We start from the raw sequence: 25,770 nt of genomic DNA, 5'->3' as shown, positions 1-25,770 counted from the left end.
AATTTTAATTATTCAGCTGCACTACTAGATTCAGTTGTAGAAGATTCTGTAGTTGATGATTCAGTTGTAGAAGACTCAGCAGTTGAAGATTCTGCGGTTGAAGAATCTGAAGTTGCTTCAGAACTTGAACTTGTTGCAGCAGAACCACTTGTTGATGAGCTAGTTGTTGTTAAGTAGCTTGATAATAGACTTGAGAAGTCGTCGTCTTTAATTGTTACATTCGCATCTTGTAAAACTTTCGCAATGGTTTCAGTCCGGAAAGTTTGGTCAGCAGTAATTGTATCTAAGGCAACTTCCTTCAAAGTATCTTCGTATTCGCTCATATCATCGCCCTTATCAGAAGTCGCAATCATTTTCACGATATAGTAGTAAGTTGTGTAAGTAGAAGAATCAGTTACCGAAATTACACTAGATACTTGGTCATTTGCTAATTCAAAGGCCGCTGTTTTCACTTCATCAGGTACATCAGTTGAAGTAGAATCAAATGTAAAATCAATAGTGCTGTTAGTTGAATTGGCAGCAGCTAATTCTTCAAAATCGCCACCGTTGTTTAATTGGTCCACAATGCTGTTAGCAGTTTCTTCGTCAGTGACAGAAATAATTTGGGCTTCAACTTCTGGGTGGAAGCTTTCCCAAGCAGTTTCTAAATCTTCGTCAGTTACTTCAGCATTGGCCTTCAAACCAGCTTCAAAAGCTAAGTTTTGTTTTAAGGCAGCCTTATAAGTTTCTTCAGTGTAGCCGTAAGTTTCTAATTGTGAATCAAAATCGCTATAGCTGGCAGCAATTTCGTCATAACGGTCTTGCACATCATCGTCAGAGACATCGTCGCCGTATACTTCTTCAAAAACGGTAAAAATGATTAAGTTTTGTAATGTGCTAGTATTTGTGCTGCTCAATTTGATTTCATCGTAGTAATCTTCGACTGTAATCGAACCGCCTTTATACGTAGCGATTTCGTCGCTCATGCTTTCGCTGCTGCTAGAACAAGCCCCTAAAGCTAGCAAACCGACAGCGGCTAATGTAGTAAACAAAATTTTCTTTTTCATTAAATAATTGCACTCCTATAATAGTTTTTTTGCGTTTGCACAATTACTACTATACCACAATTACTAAAAAGGAAAATATCATTCACAAAAAAATAATATATGAATTTTTTTAGAAGGCGCTGTTATGTCAACAAAAAAAGGCGGAAAAGGCTTGAACTAGCCTTTCCGCTTATATTGCTCACAAGTTAGTAAATCTTCTTATTTTAATCGTTAATCATTAATAACTTCTGCTTTCTTGACTGTTTTGACAGAAGCGGTAGGCTCTTGGGGCATTCTTTTTTGAATCTTTTCCAGCTGCTCCATAATTTGCGCCACCCGTGGTTCAGCTTGAAATTGAAATTGCCGCACATCTTTTTCGATGCCGCTTTGGACAGCTGGAATAATTTCTTCAGCAGTGGCGATAGTGGTAGCCAAGGCGTCTTTAAAATTATTTAGGCTATCATTGACCTCCATCGTTAAATCAGTCATCTCATCTAGGCTGTCGCGGACTTTTCGACGGGTTTCATTGCCGCTGTTGGGAGCTAATAGTAAACCGCCGACTGCGCCGGCTGCTGCGCCGAACAATAAGCCTTTTGCAAAATTTTTTAACATTTAGTTCACCTGCTCTTGAATAGTTTGGGCAATTTTTGCCATTTCTTCAGAAGTATAGTTATCTTGATTGTTGCCAAAGTGAATCGAAAAATCATCCTGCTTGCTATAGCGGGGAATCAAATGAACATGGGAATGAAAAACCGATTGATAAGCCAGCTCTTTATTATTATTGATTAAATTAAGGCCCTGCATTTCAGGGAAGGCCTGCTCGATTGCCCGGGCAATTTTAGGTAGACGGGAAAACACAGCGGCTGCCAAAGCCTCGTCATATTCAAATAAGTCGTTCACATGTTGTTTAGGCACGACCAAAGTATGGCCTTTGGTTACTTGGGTAATATCTAAAAATGCATAGACCTGATCATCTTCATAGACTTTATAGCTGGGAATTTCCTGATTGACGATTTTACAAAAAATACAATTTTCCATCGTAAAACTCCTCCTTCAAATTGCTGGCCGCAAAGATTGGCCGGCAGCTTTTAAAAAACTAATTGCCATAACTTTATCATAAATCGCGGCAATTGAAAAATTCCTTTTTCCCGAAAAGAACTTCATCATGTATAATGGGAATAAGAAAATTGGAGGCCAAAGAAATGACGTTAAAAATTACAGACTTAACAGGCGGCTACGGCCCGATTCCTGTATTAAAAGATATTAGTTTTGAAGTAAATAATGGTGAAATGATTGGCTTAATCGGCCTTAACGGAGCCGGTAAGAGCACCACAATTAAAAATATTATCGGCTTGTTAACGCCGACCAAAGGTAAAATTGAAATCGACGGCTTGACCTTAAGAGAACAGCCGGAGGATTATCGAAAAAAAATCGGCTATATTCCTGAAACTCCGTCTCTCTATGAAGAATTGACCTTGCGGGAACATATTGAAGTAACGGCAATGGCCTATGATATTCCTCAAGAGGTGGCCTTTACCAGAGCAGAAAAATTATTGGCAACCTTTCGTTTAGAAAATAAATTGGACTGGTTTCCGGCTAATTTTTCTAAAGGGATGAAGCAAAAAGTGATGGTACTCTGTGCTTTTTTAATTGAGCCCAGCTTATATATTATTGATGAGCCTTTTTTAGGCCTTGACCCGTTAGCGATTAATGCCCTCTTAGAATTAATGGATCAGATGCGCAATGACGGAGCGGCGATTTTGATGTCAACGCATATTTTGGCAACGGCTGAAAAATATTGTGACCGGTTTGTCGTCCTCCACAATGGCGAAATTCGCGCCTTGGGGACAATGGCGGAACTGCGGCAGGAATTTAATCTGCCGGATTCCTCCCTCGATGAAATTTATGTCGCTTTAACCAAAGAAGTAGCGCAGCCTAGCGCTGGCGTTTAATGGGGGCTTAAATTTATGATGGGAGAATTTTTTTCAGTCCGTTTAGGGCGGCATCAAAAGCGGATGCTTCGCTATTTACGCTATGTGTTTAATGATCATTTTACGATTGTGCTGCTCTTTTTATTAGGCGGCTTATCCTTGTACTACTCACAGATTTTAGGCAGTGTGCCGCAGGGCTCGTGGCTAGTTTCTGTTTTTGTGGGAATTCTGTGGCTGGCAAGTTTGCACTTTGGCAGCTTGGCAACGCTAGCTCAAGAAGCCGATATGGTCTTTCTCTTACCCAAAGAACGGGCGTTAAAAAGTTATTTTGTCCGCAGTCTGCGTTATTCCTGTATTTTGCCTTTTGTTGTGCTGATCTTTATTTCCGGCTTTACGATGCCGCTATTGGTCATCAGTACTCAGCGGGGCTTGAGTAATTTCATTTGGTATCTGATTGCACTGTGGCTCTTAAAAATTTGTCAGTTAATTTTGCAGTATTACCGCTTGTTTCAACATGATCAACGGACGAATTTTAATGTCAATCTGATTTGGCTGACCTTAAGTTTAATCAGTATTTTTCTGGGGATTTTTGTCGCCCCTTGGTTAGCAGTCATCTGCGCCGGGTTAGGTGTTATGGCTTTTTGGCATTTGTATTTTAGCCGTAATCTAGAACCATTGGACTGGGAAAAAATGGTGCTCACCGAAAAAAATCGTGTCCACCGAATCTATCAGTTTATCAATCTCTTTACTGATGTGCCGGAGATTACCGGGACGGTTAAACGCCGCAAATATCTCGATCCAATTTTAAATAAAATCAGCAAAACCCATGGCAATACTTATATTTATCTGTATGCCAGACGGATGATGCGGGGGTCTGAATTTAGCGGATTGTATCTGCGTCTAGTGGTGATTGGTAGCATTTTATTAGCCTTTTTAGATGATTTCTATTTTTCTACCGGAGTGGCTATGCTATTTATTTATCTGATTGGGTTTCAGATGATTCCTCTTTACAATCAGTTTAAGTATATGATTTTGACTCACCTGTATCCTGTGTCGAAAAAACAGCAGCAAAGCGCCTTAGAAAAATTAATTTTTGGCTTATTATTGTTTGCCGCCATCGTCTTTGGGGGGATTAATTTTATTGTACTAGGAATTTCTTTAGACAGTTTGCTAGCTTTTGTCTTGTTGTTAGCAGAGGTCCTCTTGTTTGTGAAATTTTATATTCCAAGTCGAATTAAGAAGATGCAGGATTAAGACAATTCAGCGTCAATTTTTGTAAAAATAGGGAACTTAGTGATGGTCGCTCGTTTGAGGAAGTCACTGGGTTCTCTTTGCTTTTCTGTGAAAATTATAAAAACGAACATACATGTGCTTGACGGCGCTATCTGATGGAATTAAAATAATGGGTACGCGACAAAAACTGTTTGTCGGGAATTTTTTGGTTTAAAAATGTTGAACGAAGTAGGGGTAGAGGCATGGAATTTCAGCTAGAGCCTGGTTGGTCGATGTTGCCGATTAAAGGGGCAACCGGTGAAACGTATGTGGGTATCAATCAAGAAAATCGAATATTCATTAAGCGTAACACCACGCCGATGTTAGCTGCCTTGTCCAAAGAAGGCATCACTCCGAAATTAGTTTGGACTAAGCGGACCGGCTCGGGGGATGTTTTGACTGCGCAGGAATGGCTGGATGGCCACATGCTTTCAGCTGAAGAAATTGGCTCCCGCAATGATGTGATTGATGTACTGTATCATTTGCACCAATCAAAATCATTAAAGTCGATGCTAAAAAAAATCGGTGGTCAAGTCAAAAGTTCCCAAGAATTGCTCTGGGAATTTGAAGAAGAATTACCAGCGGTTTTTTATGCCAATCCTTTTTTAAAGCAGGTTAAAAGCTACTTAGAGCAAAATATTCCGGCGTTTCGCCGCAAGGATATTACGGTTGTTCACGGTGATGTTAATCACCGCAACTGGCTTGTCTGCCGTAATTATTTATATTTGGTGGATTGGGATTCTGTAATGTTTTCCGATGCTGCACTAGATATCGGCACCATTTTAGGACAATATGTGCCCTTTACTAAATGGACCCAGTGGCTGTTAACCTATGGCTTACAAGCTAATGATGAAAATTTAGAGAAAATTCACTGGTACGCTTCCCTCAGCGCAATGAATGAAATAAAGCGCCTTGTATTACAGGGACAAGAACAGCGATCTCGAGAAGTCATTTTACAATTGAAACGATTTTTTAGCGGTGATTGCGAGCTTAACCGCTAAACATTTTGAAATAAGCCTGCTAGAGTTAGCTGTGATTAAATGGCTGAAGCGGCCAACTACCTGAGCCTACGATTGTCTTGAGGTCAATCGGATGTTTAGAGTTGGCAGGTACTTTCAGCGTCACAGCTTTTTTGTTGCAAAAATTTGCTCGTAAACAAATTTTACTTGCAACTCATACTAAAAAAAGCTTGCTTGACAGCAAATTTTGAGAATTTGAAAACTATTTAAAAGAGATTTTTATGGAGGAAACAAATGAGAGTAAGACATCGGACGGGCGCTACTGAAATGGTGGCCAACGCCCCGGAATTTGTGCCAGCTAATCCAACAGAATGGAAGGGCCGCTGGCATGAACGCTTTGGCAATGATCAGCCAATCCAGATTGAGATTGGTACCGGTAAAGGCCAATTTATTTATGGAATGGCCCAGGCGCATCCAGAAATCAATTATATTGGCATTGAAATGCAGGTTAGTGTTGTTTCGATTGCTTTGGATAAACTTTTAGCAGAACCCTTGCCGAATTTGCAGCTGCTGCATGTTGATGGCTCCGCTTTGACGGAGTATTTTGCTGACGGAGAAGTGGATCAGATTTATTTAAACTTCTCAGATCCTTGGCCCAAAAAACGCCATGAAAAACGCCGCCTGACCTTTAAGACCTTTCTAGCCGTGGATCAAGAAATTTTAAAATCCGGCGGGTCAATTCATTTTAAAACCGATAATCAAGGGCTCTTTGAATATTCCCTCGCCAGTTTTTCTCAATTTGGCATGATTATCGATCAAGTCTGGTTGGATTTGCATCAAAGTGATTTTGCTGACAACATTATGACCGAGTATGAAGAAAAATTTTCAAGTCGCGGTCAGCGGATATATCGCGTGGAAGCTCATTTTCCTGAAAAATAATAAGGACCTGCTGTTGAGAAATTTTCTTAACAGCAGGTTTTTTTCGTGGCAAAAAATCTTTCCAGCGTATGTTTTATTGAGGTGAAGAAGATGGATGTCGCCAAATTTTCCGGCGAACTGATTCGCTTAGCCCAAGCGCAGGGGTGGCAGGATATTAGTTTTTATCCCGAGGAAAATCGCTACAAAATAATATACCGGAAAGCCAATCAAAGCTCGTTGTTTAAAAAGGTTGCCTTTTCTGACGGTAGTAAACTGATTAGTCGTTTTAAATATTTGGGGGAAATGGATGTCGGCGAAGAGCGGCGGGGCCAATTAGGTAGTTTCACTTATCAGCTGGAGGGTTTCCGCCAACGCCTGCGTTTAACGTCAATGGGAGATTATCGGCAACGAGAAAGTTTGGCAATCCGATTGCTTTTCCGCAGAGGGCATCAAGTTAGCCGGTATGCCCAAAAAGAACTGCCCCAGATATTGAAGCAGGCTGTCTGTGAGAGAGGTTTATATCTTTTTTGCGGTCCGGTTGGCAGCGGCAAAACGACCTTGATGTATGAAATCGCTAGTCACTTTAGCGGTCAGGTGATTACCATTGAAGACCCAGTAGAAATTGAGGAGCCTCGCTTTTTACAACTGCAAATCAATCAAAAAATCAATCAAGATTATGATGCTTTAATTGAATTATCTCTGCGCCATCATCCTGACTTACTGATTATCGGGGAAATCCGCAATCAAATAACAGCTCAAGCAGCTATTCGGGCTGCGCTTACGGGCCACTTTGTCTTTGCCACGCTTCATGCCCGTAGCCTGACCAATATTTCAACCAGAATGAATGAGCTGAGTGGAAATCCCTTTGACCTAAAGGAGTGTCTGCAGGGAATCAGCTACCAAGAAATGTACCTTCAAAAAGGAGAGCCGACAGTCGTATGCGGCTATCAATTTTACAAACAGCAGCAAATAACGCTAGATTATCCCTTTGAAAAAGCACTTGCTGATTATCATAAGGAGTGGGGAAAATGAAAGCAAAGTCCCATAAGCGGCAAAGACAAAAATTTGTGGCGCTGCTGGCGGATTTGTTAGCTCAGGGCTTTTCCATCAATGAAGCCCTCGCTTTTATGAAAAAGGGGGCCTTTTTTGAAAAGAGTTTTATTCAAGCGTTTCAAAAGCGACTGCGGCGGGGAACTGCGATTCATGAAATCTTCCGGCAAAATGGTTTTTCAGAGGAAATCGTCCTGCAAATTCGCCTCGCCAATAAATCGGGCACCTTGGCCAGCACCTTTAAAAATATCGCCAACCAGCTGACTATGCTAGAACAACAACAGCAAAAGCTGCGAAAAACATTAACCTATCCTAGTATTTTATTAAGTTTTTTACTGCTTATTCTGCTTGCCTTTCGACAAGTGATTTTGCCTCAATTGAAGGATAGCGGTCTGGTTGCTAGTGAAGATTTTGCCATTCTTTTTTTGAATTATTTCCCCCTTGGATTGTTGGGTCTGCTGCTAGTGAGTTTGATTATCTTTTTGGGAGTCCGTCGTTATTTTCAAAATAAGTCAGCCATAACAAGAGCAAAATTTATGGCTAGATTGCCCTTTATTAATAAGTATTATCGCCTGTATATTACCAGTTTTTTTGCATTGGAATGGGGCAAGCTTTTTCGTGATGGACTAGAAATGCGCCAGATTATCGATTGCATGAAAAGTGCGGAAGAAAAAAATCTGATGCAGGATTTAGCTGCCTTCTTGGAAAAGCAGATGAAAAAAGGTCAAGGCTATTTGCGGCCGCTTCAAACTCTGCCCTTTTTTACAGCTGAACTCAGCAGCATTTTGCAACGGGGCAGCCTCAAGGGCAATCTAGGGGCTGAATTAATCGTCTATAGCGAGTGGCTGTGGCAAAAGTTTTTCCAAGACGTTGAAAAACTCTTTGTCTGGCTTCAACCCTTCATATATTTATTTGTTGCTGTCCTAATCATTATTTTCTACGCTGCATTATTACTGCCAATTTATGGCAATTTGGGAGGTGGAATGTTGTGAACCAAGTGAGAAAAATTAGTCAGTTGAATCAGGGGTTTACGCTAATAGAAATGCTCATTGTGATGTTTGTCATTGGCGTGTTGATTCTGCTTTTTGCACCGAATTTAAGTAATCATAGTAAAGACATAACAAGTCGTGGCGATGAAGCAATTGTTGAAGTGGTCAAGACGCAAATTGAATTGTACAAGCTGAATAATGACGGGGTGACTCCCGATGAGCAAGAGATGGTGCCGGATTATCTAACACAAAAGCAATGGGATAAATATCAAGAGGTGATCACAAAAGGTGGCGATAAATAAAGGGTTTACCTTGATTGAAAGTCTGCTTGCACTAATCGTTGTCACGGCTTTTGTTCTCTTGCCCAGTTTGAGTTTGGCTAAATGGCAGCGAAATGTCGAAGAGAAGATTTTTTTCCAGCGTTTTGAACGGTTGATAACCGCCACTCAGCAGGCGGCAATTACCCAAAATAGTCCAACCAAGATTACAGAAGACGTGGCCCAGACAGAATTTTATTTTTGGCATAAAAATATGGACAAGGGCTCTTTAGAGGTCCAAAAGGTGCTGACGATTCCAGACAGTGTTATACCAAAGGCCGGTGTCTCAACAAAAGGCATGCTGTTTAAGGAGGCGACCGGCAATAATACCGATATGTTGAAATTCTCCTTTCAGCTTTCCGGACGGTCGACAGTGATAACCTATCAATTCCAACTAGGGAGCGGCAAATATGTTAAAAAAATCAGCTAATCAAGGCTATATCCTGTTTGAGGCCCTCATTAGTTTACTGGTGGTGGGGGTGATTATCTTTACTCTTTTGCCGCAAGTCGTTTTTCTATTTGAAAAAACGCAGACAATTAACCAATTGGTCGAGCTCTATCAAGTTTTAGATAGCGAAACTGCTCGGAATTGCCGCTTAGAACAGGTGCCAACAGCCTTAGAAAAAGAGCAAGTTGTCTATCAGATTGCTAAACAAGGAAACCAAATTAGAGCTGAGGTGGAGGGCTATGGCCAAAAAATTGAAATTTTTCGAAAATTTTAATTCTAAAGGCTTTACCTTGTTGGAGTGTCTGATTGCTTTACTGATTATCAGCGGTATTTGCTGGCTATTTTCACTGCTAGTTGGTGTGAGTCAAGGGGTATCTCAACAGTTTCCCACCAATCATCAACAGGAGTTTTATACTTTTTTATTTCAGCTGGAGCAAGAGGCCGCTCCTTTGCAGACTCTGACTGTAAGCAATCATCAGCTATCTTTTTCAGATCCTTTACCGGGGAAATATGACAAAGACCCCAGCTTCACTATTTCTTACCGAAATGAGCGGATTGACAAAACAAAGAAAAACCAAGGCACACAACCACTGCTGACAAGCGTCAAGCAGTTGACAATGACGGTATTAGAAGGGGAAATCGAATTTAAGGTGTTGTTTCAAGATGGCAAAGAGAGCCAAGGCAGTTATGTACTTAAAAAATATCAGCAAGTCAGTTAATCACGGCGGTGTCTTTTTAAGCACGATGTTGCTGGCATTTCTTTTTTGCAGTTACTTGCTGTGGTTAACTGCCGATTATCAGACCACAGTAGCAGATTTTCAAAATATCCGTAGTTTTTATACAGCGAGAACCATGAAAGAACTTTTTTTGTATGAATATTATGCAGGAGTGGATTTTTCTGAAAATCCCGTGGTCTATAATTGTGGGACAGTCCAGTTTAAAGAGGGGCAACAATTGGAATTAACGGTTCGAGTAAAAAAATATCGCTATGATTTTAAAGAGGCTTTAAGAGATACAGATTTTATCAAAAATTAATACAGAAGCGAAGTGAGTTGCAGGAACTATTCGCTTCTTTTTTTGTGCGGAAATTCACAAAAAACCTTTTTAACAAAAGGATTGATTATTTCACAAATTTTGTCTAAAATTGTACAGGTAAACAAGGTGTTATAATCAAGAAATGAGGTCGTCATTTTGGAACTTGAAAAAATTGAAACGGCTTTTAATCAAATGGAGGCGGCAGTTAGCGCTTTGGCGGAAAATCTGGAGCTCAGTTTTCTCGAAGCCTATAGCGAAACGGTTGAAAATTTTAACGATAATTTTCAAGTTCGGGTGATTGATAACCAGCCTTCACCGGAAGTCGTGGCTATTTTAGAGACAGCTTATGCAAATCTTAAGAAACTGGATTTAAGTGTTGAGGAATGGCGGCAAGTTTTCCAACTGGTTTTATTAAAAGGCTTGCAAAAAGAACCGCTTCAGGCGAATCATCAACTGACGCCGGACAGCATTGGCTTTTTATTTGTCTTTTTAGTACAGCAGCTCTTGCCCCAAGAAAATCTGCGACTGTTGGATATCGCCTCTGGTTTAGGCAATCTTTTATTAACCGTGGTGTCAAATCTTGAAACAGCAGGCAAAAAGATTACGGCTTTTGGTGTCGATATTGATGAAACGCTCTTAAGTGTAGCCGCTGCCAATACAGATTTTTTAAAAAAATCTGTCGCTTATTTCCATCAAGATGCACTGCAGGATTTACTAGTTGATCCCGTCGATGCTGTTTTTGGCGATTTGCCAATCGGCTATTATCCTAACGATCAAAAGGCGCAGGAATTTACTGTCGGCGTTAAAGAAGGTCATACCTTTGCCCATCACCTCTTGTTGGAGCAAAGCATGAAATATGTCAGAGAAGCTGGCTTTGGCCTGTTTTTATTACCGACCAACTTTTTAGAAACAGAACAAGGACCACAGCTGAAAAATTGGTTGGCACACGAGGTCTATCTGCAGGGCATGATTCAGTTGCCGGCAGACTTATTTACCAGTGCTAGTTCCCGTAAGAGTATTGTTATTTTGCAAAAACGGGGAGCAGATGCTAAACAAGCAGAAGTTTTACTGGCGAATCTTGGTTCACTAAAAAATGCTGAAAGCATGACCGAATTTATTGAGAAATTCAAAGACTGGGAGTCTTTAAATTTATAAACAACATAAGGAGAGTACAATGTCTAAAACAATCGCAATTAACGCTGGAAGTTCAAGTTTGAAATGGCAATTATACCAAATGCCAACTGAAGAAGTCGTCGCAAAAGGAATTGTTGAAAGAATTGGTTTAAACGATTCAATCTTTACTATCAAATACGGTGAAGGTGAAAAGTACGAAGAAATCACTGATATCAACGATCATGAAGTCGCAGTCAAAATGTTATTGGACAAATTAATCGAATTAAACATTTTAGGGGCCTACGATGAAATTACCGGAGTTGGCCATCGCGTGGTTCACGGGGGCGAAATGTACAGCGATTCTGTTGTGATTGATGATGAAGTCATTAAAAACATTCAAGAATTATCTGAATTTGCACCGTTGCACAATCCTGCTAACTTAATGGGAATTCAAGCCTTCAAGAAAATTTTGCCAGAAATTATTTCAGTGGCAGTGTTTGATACGGCTTTCCATGCAACTATGCCAAAACACAATTACCTTTACAGCTTACCAATGGAATATTATAACGACTTTAAAGTCCGTAAATATGGTTTCCACGGAACTAGTCATCGCTATGTTTCAGAGCGGGCAGCAGACATGTTAGGTAAACCAATCGAAGAATTAAAGATTATCACAGCTCACCTTGGTAATGGTGCTTCTATTACGGCTGTCGATGGCGGGAAATCTGTTGACACATCAATGGGCTTCACACCATTAGCTGGTGTAACGATGGGAACTCGTTCTGGTGATTTAGATCCAGCGATTTTACCTTACTTGATGGGCAAATTAAATATCGACATCAATGAAATGGTCGATGTCTTAAATAAAAAATCAGGTTTACTTGGTTTGACAGGCTTGTCTAGTGACATGCGTGATCTAGAAGCAAACATTGATAAAGAAGAAGTGCAAGTGGCTTATGATGTTTTCACTGACCGTATCCGTAAATATATCGGTGGCTATGTGACAACCATGAACGGTGTTGATGCGATTGTCTTCACTGCCGGTATCGGTGAAAATGATGCCCACGTTCGTGCAAAAGTAATCAATGGCATGAGCTGGTTTGGTGCTGAAATCGACCCTGAACAAAATGCTAAACGCGGCGAAGAATTAGTTATTTCAACGCCTGAATCAAAAGTGAAAGTGCTCTTGATTCCAACAGACGAAGAATTAATGATTGCCCGTGATGTTGAACGTTTAAGAAAATAATCATCAGAAATTTTAAAGCTGAAGCTGGCTCGTAATGAGCGGCTTCAGCTTTTTGTTTGTCATTAATTAAAAATCAGTCAAAATTGTTGCCTCTACTTAGAAATTATGATAAAAATTTAGAAAACATTTATCAGGAGGCTGGCTGTGGAAAAAGAAATTTTGCAACAATTACCAAAAGTTGAGCTGCATTGTCATTTAGATGGGTCCTTAAGTCAAAAGCTGCTGCAAAAATTTGCTGAGCAAGCGGGCCTGCCGCAAGCCCTCGTAAAAGAAGCTGTGGTACCGGAAAACTGCGAGAGCTTAGCCGACTATCTTCGTTGCTTTGATGTTGTTTTGCCTCTTTTGCAGACGGCCGAAAATCTAACCTTAGCAACAATCGATGTCATTGAGCAAGCCGCTAGTGAAAATATTTGCTATCTAGAAATTCGTTTTGCACCGGAATTGCATCGGGAAAAAGGATTATCGCTAGCCGAGGTTATTACAGCAGTCGCTGCTGGAGTAAAACAGGGGGAGGCGCTGTTTGATATCCACGTCAATTTATTAATTTGTGGCATGCGTCATCATGAAACAGCGGTCAATCAAGCGGTGTTTCAAGCGGCGGCAGACAGTGCTAAAGAAAAAGTCGTCGGGGTTGATTTCGCTGGTGATGAGGCCAATTATCCGCCGGTGGAATTTGGTGAATTTTTAACCTTTGCTAAACAGCATAATTTGCAGATTACCTTGCATGCCGGTGAATGCGGTTGTCCCCGCAACGTGGTGGAGAGTATTCAATTAGGTGCTAAAAGAATTGGTCATGGGGTGGCAATTAAAGATGATGTAGCAGCTCAGGATTTTTGCCGGGAACAACAGGTTTTAATCGAGCTATGTCCCACCAGTAATTTGCAGACCAAAGCGGTTGCCAGTATTGCCGACTATCCTTTTCGGCAATTTTTTGACAGTGGTCTGCTTTGCTCCATCAACACCGACAATCGTGGTGTCTCCCAGACCAATTTGACGCAGGAATATCAATTTTTAGTCGAGCATTTCGCTTTAACGCAGGCTGAGATGCAGCAATTGAACCTGCAGGCCTTGACCCACAGCTTTGCCGCTGAAGCTGTGAAAAAAGAATTGGCTGAAAAAATTACCCAGGGCTATCAGATATAATTTTTAATTGCAGCAATTAAATTTTTTAGATTAAAACTCCAGAATAAAAGAACTAGCTAAAACCTATCCAACGTCGATTTTAGCTAGTTCTTTATTTTTAAAAATTATTTTTCTGTGTCTTCAGGTAGTTTATTGGCCAAATCAGTGCGGACAATTAAAACATCGCAGGATGCCGTGCGGATAACATATTCAGAGACAGAGCCGATGAATAGCCGTTCCACGGCGTTTAAGCCGGTAGCCCCTAGCATAATCAAATCGACAGCATGGTCTTCTGGAATTTGCTTGGCAATAATCGGTTTTGGCGAACCGTATTCGATTACCGTTTCAACCTCAGTGATACCATTTTTATTGGCTTCATTTTTGTAATCCTGTAGGGTTTGTTTAGCCATTTCAGTGGCTTGCTCCGCCAATAATCCGTCAAAAGATGAAACAGTTTGGAAGGAACGGGTATCAATGACATGGGCCAATAATAATTTGGCCTGATTTCGTTTCGCTACGTTAACAGCCTTCTTGAAGGCTAGTTCGGCTTCTGACGATCCGTCGATGGCCACCATAATTTTACTATATTGCTGTAACATGGAATCACTCCTCTTCATTTTTATTTTCTGCGGTTGAGTTCTTGAAAAAGTTTGCCGGATTACTATTGACTAGAAAATTAGAAAAGCTAGACAGCTGGGCAAGCTCTAAAAATAACTCTCCTGACACTTCTATTTTAGACCAAATTGGCTTTTCCGACAATTGAAAGGGCATTAAAATTTACGGCTTGTCTTTGATTTTTTTTGAGAGACTTAAACTAAAAATGCCAGAATAAAAAATTATCACAGCTAAGTAAAGGATTGCCCAAAATTTACTGTTTAAAAACCCAATAGCTAGACTGCCGGCCGCTAAAATAATAAAAATCAGACCGCTTTGTTTGAGAAAAGCCAAACTGGCACTGGAATCGCCAATCAGCGCTAAAAAGCTGCGGTTTTTTTTGATTAAAAAGAATGCCATCAATAATAGAAATGCGGCAACTATGCTTAATAAAATCAGAATCATGAAAGAGCCTCGCTAAATTTTTTTGAGAAATAGAAAAAGCAACTTGCCGAAGCAAATTGCTTTATTCTTAGGTTAGATCCGTCGATGCCGTTGTTCATCCTGTAGTATTGATCCCGCAATCTAAGCAGGTGGGTTCCACGGTCTAGGTCTCGAACTACCAAAAGAGAAGGCATGTTACCAACTTCGACACAAGAAGGATCCCGAAATATCAATAAAAATGTTCGGTCAACACACAAAAAGGATAATTCGAACATCACAGATTTCCTATCTATGGATATATATTAGCATAGGAAAATTAAAAGTGCAATCAAACTGTTTAGATTTTTTGAAGCGCTTTATCATTATTTTTTGCCAGTCTTTTTCCAATTTTGAATACGCTGGTATTGTTGACCTAGCGCTTGTTCATATTTTCCGGTGCTCTTTGGTTGGTAGTACTGTGCCTGTCTGAATTGTTCTGGTAAATATTCTTGATCGACCCACGCATTTTCAAAATTGTGGGGATATTGGTAATCAATGCCCCGCCCTAAATTTTTAGCGCCTTTGTAATGACTGTCCCTTAAATGATCGGGGACATCGCCGGCACCATTTTCTCGAATGTCACCGATGGCAGCGTCTAAAGCCACATAGGCTGAGTTTGATTTTGGTGACAAGCATAAATCAACTACGGTATCCGCAAGTGGAATGCGGGCTTCCGGCAGGCCCAGTCGTTCGGCCGCTAAGACGGCGTTGACGGTGCGGGCCGCAGCGGCAGGATTGGCGAGACCGATGTCTTCGTAGCCAATTACCATCAAGCGACGACAGATAATCGGCAGATCGCCGGCTTCTACCAGCCGGCCTAGATAATGCAAAGCGGCATCGACATCGCTACCGCGAATGGATTTTTGAAAGGCGGAAATCACATCATATTGGGCATCGCCATCTTTATCGTGGGTTAAAGCTTTTCTTTGCAGGCATTCTTCAATAATTTCTAAGGTCAAATGAATCATGCCATCCTTAGATTTCGGTGTCGAACGGGTCGCCAGTTCCAGAGCATTTAATGAACTGCGCAAATCGCCATTGGTGCCTCTTGAGAGATGGAGCAGGGCATTTTCATCCAGCTCAACTGGATACTCCCCCAGACCACGTTCTTTATCTGCCAAGGCAAGGCCGATTGCTTTTTGAATATCGTCTTCTTGAAGCGGTTTGACTTCAAAAATCTGCGTCCGGCTGCGAATCGCGGGATTAATTGTAATATAAGGATTTTCTGTAGTGGCGCCGATTAAAATAATGCGGCCACTCTCTAGATGGGGCAACAAAAAATCTTGTTTGGTTTTATCTAAGCGATGAACTTCATCCAATAATAAAATGACGGTGCCGCTCATGCGGGCTTCTTCAGCGACAATCTGCAAATCTTTTTTGGTATCTGTTGCAGCATTTAAAATGCGAAAGGCATATTGTGTCGAGCCGGCAATCGCACTGGCGATACTAGTTTTTCCAGTGCCGGGGGGACCGTATAAAATCATCGAAGAAAGCATTTCGGCCTCCACCATGCGGCGAATAATTTTCCCGGGTCCAACTAAGTGCTGCTGACCAACCACTTCATCTAAATTGCGGGGCCGCATGCGATAGGCAAGGGGCTGTTGCATAAGTATTCCTCCTGACGTGTTGCTAAAACCAGTATAGCACGCCCAAGCTTTTTGTTCATGAATGCTCCATTGAAATTAACGCAAAAAGAATCAGCGGAATAAATGGCAACCCTGGCTGCTTTTGTGTATGATAGAAAGGGTGAGACAGATGAGGATAACAGCAGATTTTTTTCAAGGAAGCACAGAGGAAGTTGCCCAAAAATTATTGGGTCAATATCTGGTACACGAAACGCCCGAAGGAATTTTAGCGGGCTATTTAGTCGACGTGGAGGCCTATTTAGGGCCAGACGACCAAGCGGCCCACAGCTTTGGTATGCGGCAAACGCCAAGAGTCCAGGCGATGTATCAAGCCGCCGGAAGCATCTATTTATATACGATGCACACCCATTTAATTTTAAATATCATTACTCAAGCGGAGGGAATTCCCCAAGGGGTGATGATTCGGGGGCTGCAGCCAGTGGTCGGACTACCGCTGATGATTGAAAAGCGCCACGGTGTCAATGGTCCGGATTTAACTAATGGTCCGGGAAAATTAGTGCAGGCGCTAGGCATTCAAAAGGAATTATACGGTAAAAATTTATTTACTAGTTCCCTGTACTTAGATGCTGAAAAGCAAAAAATTCCTAAAGAGATTATTTCTTTACCCCGGATTGGGATACCCAATAAAGGGATTTGGACCGAGCTGCCCTTGCGTTATGTGGTCAAAGGCAATCCTTATATTACGAAACAAAAGAAAAGCGAAGTCGCTGAAGATTTTGGCTGGAGGAAAGAAACATGAAAAAAGATTTTTTACATTATTTAGATGAACGGTTGGAAACTATTAGCGATTACGAAGTCGCTTTAGATTGGGATACTAAAAATCACACGATTGAGATTTTTTTCCGCTTGTATGCTGAAAATACTGAGGGCCAGGCAATTGATGATGCCGACGGAGTCGTTTCAGAAGAAGAGGTCATTGAATTTGAAGATGGCATTTTATTATTTAACCCTGAGAAAAGCCGCTATCAAGCAGAGGATTATCTGAAAGCTTTTCCCTACGAAGGTAAAAAAGGCTTGAGTATTGCCTTTTTAAACGGCTTAGTGGATTATCTGCAAATTATTTTAGATGAGGGGCAAGGCGAACTGCTCGACTTTTTAGCTGGTGAAGCAGAGGTCTTTGAGCTGCACTGGAATGAACAGGCTTTTTCTGAGGAAGTTGAAAAATATGCCAAAGAATTGGCGACCTTCCTGCCGTATCCAAGTTATTAAAAACTGCGAGGAGCAAAATTATGAAGTGGAATGAAGTCAAAGTTGAAACCGCTAGTGAAGCGGTGGAGGCAATTTCTAATATTATGATGGAGGCCGGTGCCAGCGGAGTAGCGATTGAAGATGCTCTCGATGCCGATTTTTATCAAGGAGATCCCTACGGCGAAATTGTTGAACGGGAAAATTTCACGGATTTGACGGAGGGGGCGCTAGTAATGGCCTATTTTCCTGAGACAACCTTTTTACCGGAAATTCTGCCGTTTATTAAAGATAGCATCGAAAAATTACCGGAATTTGGTTTGACAATCGGAAAAAATGTACTTTCCGTCAATGAGGTGGCCGAAAGCGATTGGGCGACTGCTTGGAAAAAGTATTATCATCCAGTCCGCATTAGCCGCTATTTGACGATTGTTCCCAGCTGGGAGCAATATCAAGCCAGTCATCCAGAGGAAAAAATTATTACCTTGGATCCCGGCATGGCCTTTGGCACAGGGACGCATCCGACAACTCGTCTGACTCTAGAAGCGTTAGAAACGGTTTTAAGAGGCGGCGAAACGGTGTTAGATGTTGGCACTGGCTCAGGGGTTTTAAGTATTGCTAGTAAATATCTAGGGGCAGAAAAAGTTTACGCCTATGATTTGGATGAGGTGGCAGTTCGAGCGGCTCAAGAAAATATGGACATGAATCCAATCGCTGTCGATGTCAAAGTATCTGCCAATGATTTATTAAAGGATGTTGAAATTTCAGCAGATGTGATTGTAGCCAATATTTTGGCGGACATTATCGTCTTGATGCTGCCGGATGCTTTTCGTTTATTGAAGCCTAGCGGTACCTTGATTATTTCTGGCATCATTGAAGATAAAAAAGCGTTGATTTTTGCTGCTTTAGCAGAGGTGGGCTTTGTCGTCGATCAAGTCTTCCAGCAAAAAGATTGGTACGCTATGATTATTAAAAAGACTGAGGATTAGAGTATGCAGCGTTATTTTGTAGAAGCAACCTATCAGCCAACCGTAAATTTAACCGGTGAGGCCTATCATCATATTGTCCACGTGATGCGGATGAAGTCACCAGAGAAAATTTTTGTGGTCTTCAGTGACGGTATCAGTGTGGTAGCCGAAATTGTCGAGATAACTGAAAATCAAGTGCTGGCAAAAGAATTATATAAAGAAGAACAGGCTAAAGAACTGCCAATTGACATTACGATTGCCAGCGGCTACCCAAAAGGCGATAAGCTGGAATGGATTGTCCAAAAGGGCACGGAGTTGGGGGCAGCGCAGTTTATCGGCTTTCCAGCGAAAGCTTCAGTGGTCAAATGGGACGAAAAAAAAATCGTTAAAAAGCAGCAGCGGCTGACTAAAATCGCCCAAGAAGCAGCAGAACAAGCACAGCGGCAAATCGTCCCTGAAATTCATCTGTTTTCAAAAGCGGAGGACATTTTTAAGCGTTTAGCTGACTATGATTTGATTCTAGTCGCCTATGAAGAAAGCGCCAAAATGGGGGAGCAAAGTCATTTAGTTCAGGCTTTTCAACAAGCTGTGGCTGGCCAAAAGGTGCTGGCCATCTTTGGACCAGAAGGCGGCTTGGCACCCGCGGAAATTGAAAAATTTACCGCGGCCGGCGGAATTCTTTGCGGCTTAGGCCCGCGGATATTACGGACGGAAACAGCGCCGCTTTATCTACTGAGCGCTGCCAGCTTTTATTTTGAATTGAAAGGGGAGTAAAGATGGATTTAGCTGATTTTATCACGGTGCGTTTATTGGATGCTGTCCAAACTGATCAGCAGCTGGTGGAAAGACTGCTGTATTTGGAGCGAACCCCTTTGAAAAAAATTTTGGTGTTGCCTTGGCAGGTTAATCGAGCGGCGCAGCTTTTAACTGGCTCGGGGATTGCTGTTGGTGCGGTCGTTGATTATCCGTTAGCGCAAGGGACCGATGCCAAAGTTTCCTTTGAAATTGCCGATAGCTTTCAAAAAGGGGCTGACTTTGTCGAAGTCAGCTTAAATCCAACTGGCCTATTAAACCCATTTAATCGGGTTTCTGAGTATCTGAAGGAACTGACAGACTTGGCGGCTGGCTGGGGGGATATTTTATTTCAAATTGACAGTCAGCAATATCAGGTCGAGGAAAAAATTACACTGATGGAATTTATCAGAGAACACCATCAATATCATTTTTCATTGGGGAAAGGCTTGGAGACTGAAGAGGCGAATCTGGATGCCAATATTTGGAATTTAAGCGCCAATGCAGCCCTGCATCTGCAGGTTAATTTGGAAAATCCGACTACCGGGCAAATTAAAATGATGCTCCATAATGGTGTCAATCATATCGGTGTCAATCACTTTGACAAAATTGATTTACAAGAAGCGATTACCTTTGAAGAAGAGTTAGATTAAGAAGTTATCATGAATCCTCTGCTTTAGCCGGGGATTCTTGAAAAAAAGACAGAAAGTTTGTATAATGTTTGCTAGTGAAGTGAGGCTGTGACATAGGTCATTTACCAAAATTCCGAACTTTAATTATTTTACTGCGGTGGTTTTAAGAGCTGTTGCGATAAAAGTTTTTTTCTCTTGTAGTTTAAGAGAAAATTGTTCGGAAATATTGGTTCAGTAGATGCTTATGTCACAGCCCCACTTTTAATTTTATCAAGGGGGAATCACGATGCCAAAAGAAGAAATTATGACGGGGCCTGGCGTTGTTAAATTAGTAGCCAGCTATATGTCTGATGAGCATGTGGCCTTTATTCAAAAGGCGTGTGATTATGCGACCAAGGCCCATGAAGGTCAGATTCGCAAATCAGGTGAGCCCTATATTATTCATCCGATTCAAGTCGCCGGCTTATTGGCGGAATTACATATGGATCCTCATACCGTAGCCACGGGATTTTTACATGACGTGGTGGAGGACACCGAGGTTACTTTAGAGGATTTGACCGAAGAATTCGGCGCCGATGTGGCTATGCTAGTCGATGGCGTGACTAAACTCGGTAAAATAAAATACAAATCCCACGAAGAGCAGCTGGCGGAAAATCACCGGAAAATGCTGATGGCAATGGCCCAAGATTTGCGGGTTATCATGGTAAAACTAGCTGACCGTCTGCATAATATGCGGACTTTGAAACATTTGCGGGAAGATAAACAGCGGCGCATTGCCCAAGAAACTTTAGAAATTTACGCGCCTTTAGCTCATCGTTTGGGGATTAGCACCATCAAATGGGAATTAGAGGATACCGCCTTACGCTATTTAAATCCTAAGCAGTATTATCGAATTGTTAATTTGATGCAATCGAAACGGGAAGAGCGGGAAGCCTATGTTGCTGATACCGTGGAAGAAATCCGCAAAGCGACAGAGGAATTGGAAATTTACGGCCAGATTTACGGCCGTCCCAAACATATTTATTCGATTTACCGCAAGATGAAGGACCAGAAGAAACAATTTGATGAAATTTATGATCTATTAGCTATTCGGGTGATTGTCGATTCGATTAAGAGCTGTTACGCCGTCTTAGGAGCGATTCATACTCAATGGACGCCGATGCCCGGCCGCTTTAAAGATTATATTGCGATGCCGAAAGCCAATATGTATCAATCCCTACACACGACAGTTATCGGTCCTAAAGGCAATCCGATTGAAATTCAAATTCGGACGCAGGAAATGCACGAAATTGCCGAATTCGGGGTTGCTGCTCACTGGGCTTACAAAGAAGGTAAGACTGACCAAGTTGAGCCGGATAATATGTCTAAGCAATTGAGCTGGTTCCATGAATTAATTGAGCTGCAGGATGAAAGCTATGACGCCTCTGACTTTATGGAGGGGGTTAAAGGAGACATCTTCAGCGATAAGGTCTATGTCTTTACACCAAAAGGCGATGTTACCGAGCTGCCGAAAGGCTCGGGGCCGCTGGATTTTGCCTACAGCATTCATACGGATGTCGGTAATAAAACAACCGGTGCCAAGGTTAATGGCAAAATGGTGCAGCTGGATTATAAATTAAAAAATGGCGACATCATTGAAATTTTAACTTCACCGAATTCCTTTGGTCCTAGCCGTGACTGGATGAAAATGGTGGCCACTAGCAAGGCCAAAAATAAGATTAAACGTTTCTTTAAAACCCAAGACAGGGAAGAAAATATTACCAAAGGCCACGATGCAGTCTATCGTTGCCTGAATGATTTAGGCTTTCAGCCAAAAGATTTTCTCTCGAAGGCCAAAATGTCAGAAGCCTTGGAACGCTTTAATTTCCAAAGTGAAGATGATTTATATGCCGCTGTCGGCTATGGTGAAGTCAGTGCCATGACCTTGACCAATCGCTTGACGGAAAAAGAGCGGCGGGAAAAGGAAAAAGAAAAACAACGGCAAGAGGTTGAAGAGTTAATCAATCAGCCAACCAAAAAAGAACCGGAAAAAATGAAGGTTCGTCACGAAGGCGGGATTGTCATTCAAGGGGTGGAAAATCTCTTGATTCGCATCAGCCGCTGCTGTAATCCCGTTCCCGGCGATGAAATTGTCGGCTATATCACCAAAGGTCGCGGCATTTCGATTCACCGAGCGGATTGTTCCAATGTGAAAAGCAAGGACGATTTTGTTGAACGACTAATTGAAGTCGAGTGGGAAGATACTAGTAATCTTACTAAAGATTACGATGCTGATTTGGAAATTTACGGCTACAACCGGGATGGTCTGTTAAACGATGTCTTACAAACCGTCAGCTCAATGACGAAAAAATTAGTCAGCGTCGAAGCGAAGCCGACTAAAGATAAGATGGCGATTATCCATTTGACGATTGCCATTCAAAATCTGAGTCATCTGAAATCCATTGTCGATAAAATTAAAACCGTACCAGATGTGTACAGCGTGCGCCGGACGAACGGCTAAAGTCAGTAGGTCAGCACAACAGAGCTGAGGCATAAGAATTTAACAGTCGAAATTTGCAAACCTTATTATAGCTATTTAGGACTACTTGAGTCTTAATGATTAATGTGGTTGAGCCCCTGTCTTTCAGCGGGGACGCAACCACAAATGCCTGATAGTAATCAGCCTTTAAAGCTGAGGGTTTGCAGATTTCCTCCTGTTTTAACTTATGTCGCAGTTTTTTTATTAGGAAAAAATAAAAAAGCAGGTGAAAAGATGAAGGCAGTAATTCAAAGAGTCAGTCAGGCCAAGGTGGAAATCCAGCAGCAGATGGTCGGCGAAATTCAGCAGGGTTTGCTGGTTTTGTTGGGAATTCATGAAGAAGATACGAAGGATGACGTGGGCTATCTGTTAAGAAAAATTAGCCAGTTGCGAATTTTTTCTGATGATCAGGGCAAGTTAAATCTCAGCATTCAAGATATTGGCGGAGCTGTCTTGAGTATTTCGCAATTTACGTTGTATGGAGATACGAAAAAAGGCAACCGACCTAGCTTTGTCAAAGCGGCCCGGCCAGAGCTGGCGATTCCGCTATACGAAGCGTTCAATCAGGGACTGCGGGAGCTGGGCATTCCAGTGGCAACCGGTGAATTTGGCGCCGATATGCAGGTCAGCCTGACCAATGATGGTCCTGTTACAATCATTATTGACACGAGGGAAAAATAATTTTTTCTTGTATTTCTAAAATAGTTTTGAAACTATGGTTGAAAAAATGGTCGGCATAAATTTATTTATTTTTGAAAATTTTGCAGAAGTCCTATTGAATAAAAGAAATTCTATTTTTATTTGCTTGTGGGAGCTGTTATTTTTATTTTCTTTATTTCCCTAGTTACTTTCCTTCATGAAAATAATGGTTTTCTCTTTGAAGAAAGAGCCTTTTTAAAGTCTGTTATTAATTATCTATGAAAGTTGTTTGATTGATTAATTGTAAAGAAAAAAATCACTTTATTTTTCGCCAGAAATTTCAAATCAGTATAGGCCTTCTTGACGAAAAAAATCGGTCTCATCTGTTATACTAATAAGGAAAGAAAAATTAAGGAGGGCGTAACATGGAAAATGTCTTGCCGACAGCAATGCATCGCCGAATCAACTTATTAAATTCATTGCATTTAACAACCAATTGGATTTCCTTGGAGGAATTGGCAGAGAAATTGGATGCCTCTAAAAAAACCATTTTGACGGATGTCCAGTATATTGAAGATCGCTGGCCTGAGATTATCTCATTTGAATATCAAAATAATAACAGTATTCGCCTTTTGGAAACCCAAAACCATTCCATTCACGATATCTATACCGAAATCTTGCGGGAGTCCAACGCTTTTGCATTATTGGAAGCGATTTTCTTCAATCCTTACGAAAATGGAGAATATTGGGAAAATAAATTTTATCTCAGTAATTCCAGTCTCTATCGTCTCGCCATTAAGCTGGAGGGCTCGTTGAATAAGCGGGAGATGCAGCTTAATCGGACACCGTTTCGGATTGAAGGAAACGACGAACGGAAAATCCGCACTTTTTTCCGCGGCTATTTCTTAGAGGCCTATGGGATTCACGGCTGGCCGTTTCCTTTAGACCGGCAGCTAGTGTTTGATTTAGTCAATCGCTTAAATCAAGATTTCAACTTGGGCTTTAATGATTTGCAGCTGGTGGACTTTGCCTTTGGAATTGCGGTCACAATCATTCGTGAGCGCCAAGGCAATCTTGTCAATCAAGATGCCCGGGTCATGAACAACCGTGAAGAAGTGCAGACTAAACTGCAGCAATACCGCTTGGATATTGAACGAATTGTTGAGCCGTTGAAGGTCCATTTACCGGATAATTGGTACGATGATTTTTCATCGACTATTTACTGGTGGGAATTTGCTTGGGACAATCCCCAAGAAGAAGTCCGGATTACAGAGCAAGGGGAAGCCTTTATTAAAATTGTGGTGGATGCTTTGGGGGTCAGTCTCGATCAAGAGAGCCATCAAAAAATTCTGCGGCTATTTTTGCGGACCTATGGCAAATATAAAATTTATCCCTACAAGCGTTACATTATTTATAACCGCCGTTGGTTCAGCAGTTACATTGTTCAGCAGCACTTGGTGGTCTTCAGTAAAATTGTCGCAAAAGCTTTACGGGAGCTGGAGGCTAAAACAAAAGTTCCTTGGTATTCGGTGTATTACGATGATATGCTGTGCGGTATGATGGTTTATTGGCAGGACTTAGCTAATAAAATGGATCAGCTGCGGCACCAGGTTCAAGTTGGCGTCTTTAGCGACTTAGGGGTCGATCATGTCAATGCGGTGGGGGCTATGCTGGCCCGCTCATACGGAGATAAAATTAATTTAAATCTGCAGGATGTTTCCCATTATGGCTTGGCGGAGACGAAGCTTGCCAATTATGAAATTTATGTGGCAAATTATACAATGCCAGATGTGCCGGCGGAAAAATTATTTGTGATTGAAGATATTCCTTCCTTCAAAAATCTCAATGACCTGCGACAGTTAATTGAAAAGAGCCGCCTAGTCTTGCCGAAGGATATTCCTTATTTACAGGAAAAAAATCATTAAAAAAGCCCAGCTACTGTTTAGCAAGGCTGTGGCGTTAGTAAAATAGAATTGAATTTTATAATTAACATGAAACGAGAACGCTGACTATTTGTAAATTTGCAACGAGGAAATAGCGGACTGAAAGTGCAAATGCAAGATGGTTCAGGATTTTCTCAAAAAAAGCCCTAGCTGGAAGTTTTCAGTCATTGAATCTAAAAAAGATTCTTTGACTGTAGAACAGCTAGGGCTTTTTATAATTAATCGTCGACGTCGACTTCTAAAACATCGCCGTTTTGGGCGTCAATTGAAACGGAGGTTTCCCGATTATTGATTTCCACGGTTACTTCCCAATAAGTGGTGCTTAATTCTTTTTCTAAATTCCATTCGGTGATGGTGCCGCTGCCGGCTTCCGCCAAGGCGGTGTCACTAATGGTAGAAATCGGCAATAAGTTGTCCAAGTTCAGGGCTTCTTCACGGGCAACGCCGTTTTGTTCATCACGATCAAGGGTTTCGGTTCTATCTTCTGCAACGCTACCATCGCTGGCTGAAATCTTAACATCGTATTCGTTGGTGTCATCAACACCTTCAACAGTGTAGTAATAACTGCCTAAAGTTGTGTCCAATTCGATATTGGTAATATCAGTGTCAGGATGCAGCTCTTGATAAGCTTGAATTGCTTCATCTAGGCTAATCGTTACACCGTCAAGATTAGTAGTGCCGCTGTTAGTTGTTCCGCTGGCGCTGCTGGTATTGCTAGTGGTAGCTGCCTGCGAAGAGGTGCTAGTGTTGCTATTTGTTCCTGTGCTATCTAAATTTGTTTGATTGGCCGAGCAGCCAGCCAAAGTTAAAAGACCTGCCGCTGTTAAAAATAAAGTAATTTTTTTCATGTGTAATTCCTCCAAGATTTTTCTAGTTGATATATATAGTATAGCCGCTGTTAGCGGAAAGAAAACTTAAGTGACGTGAAACAAAAATGAAAAATTC

General features: G+C 41.5%; 29 protein-coding genes and 1 other RNA gene. 22 read left to right on the top strand and 8 right to left on the bottom strand.

Going from position 1 to position 25,770, the window contains the following annotated elements:
- Positions 1–8 precede the first annotated feature (8 nt).
- The 3 genes from ACYSNU_RS09680 to ACYSNU_RS09670 form a co-directional block, all read right to left on the bottom strand.
- Positions 9–1,046, bottom strand: coding sequence for a peptidyl-prolyl cis-trans isomerase (locus ACYSNU_RS09680; RefSeq protein ID WP_461737018.1), 1,038 nt, complete (start codon positions 1,044–1,046; stop codon positions 9–11).
- 210 nt (positions 1,047–1,256) lie between these two features.
- A complete protein-coding gene (locus ACYSNU_RS09675) occupies positions 1,257–1,637 on the bottom strand; it encodes a YtxH domain-containing protein (protein ID WP_461737017.1) in 381 nt (126 codons plus the stop codon).
- On the bottom strand, positions 1,638–2,063 hold the full coding sequence (locus ACYSNU_RS09670) for an HIT family protein (RefSeq protein ID WP_265456279.1): 426 nt from the start codon (positions 2,061–2,063) through the stop codon (positions 1,638–1,640).
- 164 nt (positions 2,064–2,227) lie between these two features.
- Here ACYSNU_RS09670 and ACYSNU_RS09665 point away from each other — a divergent pair, with 164 nt between their 5' ends.
- The 14 genes from ACYSNU_RS09665 to add all read left to right on the top strand — a co-directional run bounded on the left by ACYSNU_RS09665 (position 2,228) and on the right by add (position 13,446).
- Positions 2,228–2,977 (top strand): ABC transporter ATP-binding protein, encoded by a 750-nt coding sequence (locus tag ACYSNU_RS09665; protein WP_461737016.1) that lies wholly within the window; start codon positions 2,228–2,230, stop codon positions 2,975–2,977.
- Positions 2,978–2,992: 15 nt separating this feature from the next.
- On the top strand, positions 2,993–4,210 hold the full coding sequence (locus ACYSNU_RS09660; protein WP_461737015.1) for an ABC transporter permease: 1,218 nt from the start codon (positions 2,993–2,995) through the stop codon (positions 4,208–4,210).
- A gap of 221 nt (positions 4,211–4,431) precedes the next feature.
- Positions 4,432–5,229: a phosphotransferase family protein gene (locus ACYSNU_RS09655; protein ID WP_461737014.1), complete on the top strand. Its 798-nt coding sequence runs from the start codon at positions 4,432–4,434 to the stop codon at positions 5,227–5,229.
- Between the two features lie 252 nt (positions 5,230–5,481).
- Positions 5,482–6,126 carry a tRNA (guanosine(46)-N7)-methyltransferase TrmB gene (gene trmB, locus ACYSNU_RS09650; RefSeq protein ID WP_461737013.1) on the top strand — a complete coding sequence of 215 codons (645 nt, stop codon included), beginning with the start codon at positions 5,482–5,484 and terminating at the stop codon, positions 6,124–6,126.
- A gap of 45 nt (positions 6,127–6,171) precedes the next feature.
- The gene (gene comGA, locus ACYSNU_RS09645; protein WP_461737012.1) at positions 6,172–7,137 is read left to right on the top strand and encodes a competence type IV pilus ATPase ComGA; all 966 of its coding nucleotides are present in this window, start codon (positions 6,172–6,174) and stop codon (positions 7,135–7,137) included.
- Positions 7,134–8,147 (top strand): competence type IV pilus assembly protein ComGB, encoded by a 1,014-nt coding sequence (gene comGB, locus ACYSNU_RS09640; protein WP_461737011.1) that lies wholly within the window; start codon positions 7,134–7,136, stop codon positions 8,145–8,147. Before comGA ends, comGB begins: the two co-directional genes overlap by 4 nt.
- Positions 8,144–8,446: a competence type IV pilus major pilin ComGC gene (gene comGC / locus ACYSNU_RS09635; RefSeq protein ID WP_461737010.1), complete on the top strand. Its 303-nt coding sequence runs from the start codon at positions 8,144–8,146 to the stop codon at positions 8,444–8,446. The genes comGB and comGC overlap by 4 nt, the downstream gene beginning before the upstream one ends.
- Entirely contained in the window at positions 8,433–8,891 is a 459-nt protein-coding gene (comGD, locus tag ACYSNU_RS09630) for a competence type IV pilus minor pilin ComGD (protein ID WP_461737009.1), read from the top strand. Before comGC ends, comGD begins: the two co-directional genes overlap by 14 nt.
- Positions 8,872–9,183, top strand: coding sequence for a hypothetical protein (locus ACYSNU_RS09625; protein ID WP_461737008.1), 312 nt, complete (start codon positions 8,872–8,874; stop codon positions 9,181–9,183). The genes comGD and ACYSNU_RS09625 overlap by 20 nt, the downstream gene beginning before the upstream one ends.
- Positions 9,149–9,628 carry a competence type IV pilus minor pilin ComGF gene (comGF, locus tag ACYSNU_RS09620; protein ID WP_461737007.1) on the top strand — a complete coding sequence of 160 codons (480 nt, stop codon included), beginning with the start codon at positions 9,149–9,151 and terminating at the stop codon, positions 9,626–9,628. The genes ACYSNU_RS09625 and comGF overlap by 35 nt, the downstream gene beginning before the upstream one ends.
- Complete coding sequence (comGG, locus tag ACYSNU_RS09615) at positions 9,597–9,944, top strand: competence type IV pilus minor pilin ComGG (RefSeq protein WP_461737006.1); 348 nt, start codon at positions 9,597–9,599, stop codon at positions 9,942–9,944. The genes comGF and comGG overlap by 32 nt, the downstream gene beginning before the upstream one ends.
- Before the next feature lie 156 nt (positions 9,945–10,100).
- Positions 10,101–11,099 (top strand): class I SAM-dependent methyltransferase, encoded by a 999-nt coding sequence (locus ACYSNU_RS09610; protein ID WP_461737005.1) that lies wholly within the window; start codon positions 10,101–10,103, stop codon positions 11,097–11,099.
- 19 nt (positions 11,100–11,118) lie between these two features.
- Entirely contained in the window at positions 11,119–12,303 is a 1,185-nt protein-coding gene (locus ACYSNU_RS09605; protein WP_461737004.1) for an acetate/propionate family kinase, read from the top strand.
- Positions 12,304–12,447: 144 nt separating this feature from the next.
- Entirely contained in the window at positions 12,448–13,446 is a 999-nt protein-coding gene (gene add, locus ACYSNU_RS09600; protein WP_461737003.1) for an adenosine deaminase, read from the top strand.
- A 104-nt stretch (positions 13,447–13,550) separates the two neighbouring features.
- Here add and ACYSNU_RS09595 read toward each other — a convergent pair whose 3' ends face one another.
- The 4 genes from ACYSNU_RS09595 to ACYSNU_RS09580 form a co-directional block, all read right to left on the bottom strand.
- On the bottom strand, positions 13,551–14,024 hold the full coding sequence (locus ACYSNU_RS09595) for a universal stress protein (protein ID WP_461737002.1): 474 nt from the start codon (positions 14,022–14,024) through the stop codon (positions 13,551–13,553).
- A gap of 178 nt (positions 14,025–14,202) precedes the next feature.
- Positions 14,203–14,484: a hypothetical protein gene (locus tag ACYSNU_RS09590; RefSeq protein WP_461737001.1), complete on the bottom strand. Its 282-nt coding sequence runs from the start codon at positions 14,482–14,484 to the stop codon at positions 14,203–14,205.
- Between the two features lie 71 nt (positions 14,485–14,555).
- Positions 14,556–14,749: non-coding RNA, 6S RNA (gene ssrS, locus ACYSNU_RS09585), on the bottom strand.
- 76 nt (positions 14,750–14,825) lie between these two features.
- A complete protein-coding gene (locus tag ACYSNU_RS09580; protein ID WP_461737000.1) occupies positions 14,826–16,109 on the bottom strand; it encodes a replication-associated recombination protein A in 1,284 nt (427 codons plus the stop codon).
- Positions 16,110–16,257: 148 nt separating this feature from the next.
- Here ACYSNU_RS09580 and ACYSNU_RS09575 point away from each other — a divergent pair, with 148 nt between their 5' ends.
- From ACYSNU_RS09575 to ACYSNU_RS09540, 8 genes are all read left to right on the top strand, one after another.
- Entirely contained in the window at positions 16,258–16,887 is a 630-nt protein-coding gene (locus tag ACYSNU_RS09575) for a DNA-3-methyladenine glycosylase (RefSeq protein ID WP_461736999.1), read from the top strand.
- Positions 16,884–17,357, top strand: a complete 474-nt coding sequence (locus ACYSNU_RS09570) for a DUF3013 family protein (RefSeq protein WP_461736998.1) — start codon at positions 16,884–16,886, stop codon at positions 17,355–17,357. The genes ACYSNU_RS09575 and ACYSNU_RS09570 overlap by 4 nt, the downstream gene beginning before the upstream one ends.
- Before the next feature lie 20 nt (positions 17,358–17,377).
- On the top strand, positions 17,378–18,322 hold the full coding sequence (gene prmA, locus ACYSNU_RS09565) for a 50S ribosomal protein L11 methyltransferase (protein WP_461736997.1): 945 nt from the start codon (positions 17,378–17,380) through the stop codon (positions 18,320–18,322).
- Positions 18,323–18,325: 3 nt separating this feature from the next.
- Positions 18,326–19,075 (top strand): 16S rRNA (uracil(1498)-N(3))-methyltransferase, encoded by a 750-nt coding sequence (locus ACYSNU_RS09560; RefSeq protein ID WP_461736996.1) that lies wholly within the window; start codon positions 18,326–18,328, stop codon positions 19,073–19,075.
- Between the two features lie 2 nt (positions 19,076–19,077).
- Positions 19,078–19,746: a hypothetical protein gene (locus ACYSNU_RS09555; RefSeq protein WP_461736995.1), complete on the top strand. Its 669-nt coding sequence runs from the start codon at positions 19,078–19,080 to the stop codon at positions 19,744–19,746.
- Positions 19,747–20,011: 265 nt separating this feature from the next.
- On the top strand, positions 20,012–22,225 hold the full coding sequence (locus tag ACYSNU_RS09550; RefSeq protein ID WP_265456241.1) for a RelA/SpoT family protein: 2,214 nt from the start codon (positions 20,012–20,014) through the stop codon (positions 22,223–22,225).
- 252 nt (positions 22,226–22,477) lie between these two features.
- Entirely contained in the window at positions 22,478–22,924 is a 447-nt protein-coding gene (gene dtd / locus ACYSNU_RS09545; RefSeq protein ID WP_461736994.1) for a D-aminoacyl-tRNA deacylase, read from the top strand.
- A 383-nt stretch (positions 22,925–23,307) separates the two neighbouring features.
- Positions 23,308–24,807 (top strand): helix-turn-helix domain-containing protein, encoded by a 1,500-nt coding sequence (locus ACYSNU_RS09540; RefSeq protein ID WP_461736993.1) that lies wholly within the window; start codon positions 23,308–23,310, stop codon positions 24,805–24,807.
- Between the two features lie 236 nt (positions 24,808–25,043).
- On the opposite strand, the gene ACYSNU_RS09535 is transcribed toward ACYSNU_RS09540, so the two are convergent.
- Positions 25,044–25,673 (bottom strand): PepSY domain-containing protein, encoded by a 630-nt coding sequence (locus ACYSNU_RS09535; RefSeq protein WP_461736992.1) that lies wholly within the window; start codon positions 25,671–25,673, stop codon positions 25,044–25,046.
- Positions 25,674–25,770: the final 97 nt, after the last annotated feature.

This window comes from Enterococcus sp. LJL120, from assembly GCF_054871765.1.
This window is presented reverse-complemented; position numbering and strand designations above follow the sequence as displayed.

Excerpts from the sequence above, each read along its gene's own strand:
- ACYSNU_RS09670 (WP_265456279.1), bottom strand. The coding sequence starts at position 2,063 with ATGGAAAATTGTATTTTTTGTAAAATCGTCAATCAGGAAATTCCCAGC.
- comGF (WP_461737007.1), top strand. The coding sequence starts at position 9,149 with ATGGCCAAAAAATTGAAATTTTTCGAAAATTTTAATTCTAAAGGCTTT.
- ACYSNU_RS09665 (WP_461737016.1), top strand. The coding sequence starts at position 2,228 with ATGACGTTAAAAATTACAGACTTAACAGGCGGCTACGGCCCGATTCCT.
- ACYSNU_RS09580 (WP_461737000.1), bottom strand. The coding sequence starts at position 16,109 with ATGCAACAGCCCCTTGCCTATCGCATGCGGCCCCGCAATTTAGATGAA.
- ACYSNU_RS09590 (WP_461737001.1), bottom strand. The coding sequence starts at position 14,484 with ATGATTCTGATTTTATTAAGCATAGTTGCCGCATTTCTATTATTGATG.
- ACYSNU_RS09555 (WP_461736995.1), top strand. The coding sequence starts at position 19,078 with ATGGATTTAGCTGATTTTATCACGGTGCGTTTATTGGATGCTGTCCAA.
- ACYSNU_RS09570 (WP_461736998.1), top strand. The coding sequence starts at position 16,884 with ATGAAAAAAGATTTTTTACATTATTTAGATGAACGGTTGGAAACTATT.
- prmA (WP_461736997.1), top strand. The coding sequence starts at position 17,378 with ATGAAGTGGAATGAAGTCAAAGTTGAAACCGCTAGTGAAGCGGTGGAG.
- ACYSNU_RS09655 (WP_461737014.1), top strand. The coding sequence starts at position 4,432 with ATGGAATTTCAGCTAGAGCCTGGTTGGTCGATGTTGCCGATTAAAGGG.
- dtd (WP_461736994.1), top strand. The coding sequence starts at position 22,478 with ATGAAGGCAGTAATTCAAAGAGTCAGTCAGGCCAAGGTGGAAATCCAG.
- comGB (WP_461737011.1), top strand. The coding sequence starts at position 7,134 with ATGAAAGCAAAGTCCCATAAGCGGCAAAGACAAAAATTTGTGGCGCTG.
- ACYSNU_RS09550 (WP_265456241.1), top strand. The coding sequence starts at position 20,012 with ATGCCAAAAGAAGAAATTATGACGGGGCCTGGCGTTGTTAAATTAGTA.
- ACYSNU_RS09575 (WP_461736999.1), top strand. The coding sequence starts at position 16,258 with ATGAGGATAACAGCAGATTTTTTTCAAGGAAGCACAGAGGAAGTTGCC.
- ACYSNU_RS09535 (WP_461736992.1), bottom strand. The coding sequence starts at position 25,673 with ATGAAAAAAATTACTTTATTTTTAACAGCGGCAGGTCTTTTAACTTTG.
- ACYSNU_RS09605 (WP_461737004.1), top strand. The coding sequence starts at position 11,119 with ATGTCTAAAACAATCGCAATTAACGCTGGAAGTTCAAGTTTGAAATGG.
- ACYSNU_RS09660 (WP_461737015.1), top strand. The coding sequence starts at position 2,993 with ATGATGGGAGAATTTTTTTCAGTCCGTTTAGGGCGGCATCAAAAGCGG.
- ACYSNU_RS09540 (WP_461736993.1), top strand. The coding sequence starts at position 23,308 with ATGGAAAATGTCTTGCCGACAGCAATGCATCGCCGAATCAACTTATTA.
- trmB (WP_461737013.1), top strand. The coding sequence starts at position 5,482 with ATGAGAGTAAGACATCGGACGGGCGCTACTGAAATGGTGGCCAACGCC.
- ACYSNU_RS09560 (WP_461736996.1), top strand. The coding sequence starts at position 18,326 with ATGCAGCGTTATTTTGTAGAAGCAACCTATCAGCCAACCGTAAATTTA.
- ACYSNU_RS09680 (WP_461737018.1), bottom strand. The coding sequence starts at position 1,046 with ATGAAAAAGAAAATTTTGTTTACTACATTAGCCGCTGTCGGTTTGCTA.
- ACYSNU_RS09675 (WP_461737017.1), bottom strand. The coding sequence starts at position 1,637 with ATGTTAAAAAATTTTGCAAAAGGCTTATTGTTCGGCGCAGCAGCCGGC.
- comGG (WP_461737006.1), top strand. The coding sequence starts at position 9,597 with ATGTACTTAAAAAATATCAGCAAGTCAGTTAATCACGGCGGTGTCTTT.
- ACYSNU_RS09625 (WP_461737008.1), top strand. The coding sequence starts at position 8,872 with ATGTTAAAAAAATCAGCTAATCAAGGCTATATCCTGTTTGAGGCCCTC.
- ACYSNU_RS09595 (WP_461737002.1), bottom strand. The coding sequence starts at position 14,024 with ATGTTACAGCAATATAGTAAAATTATGGTGGCCATCGACGGATCGTCA.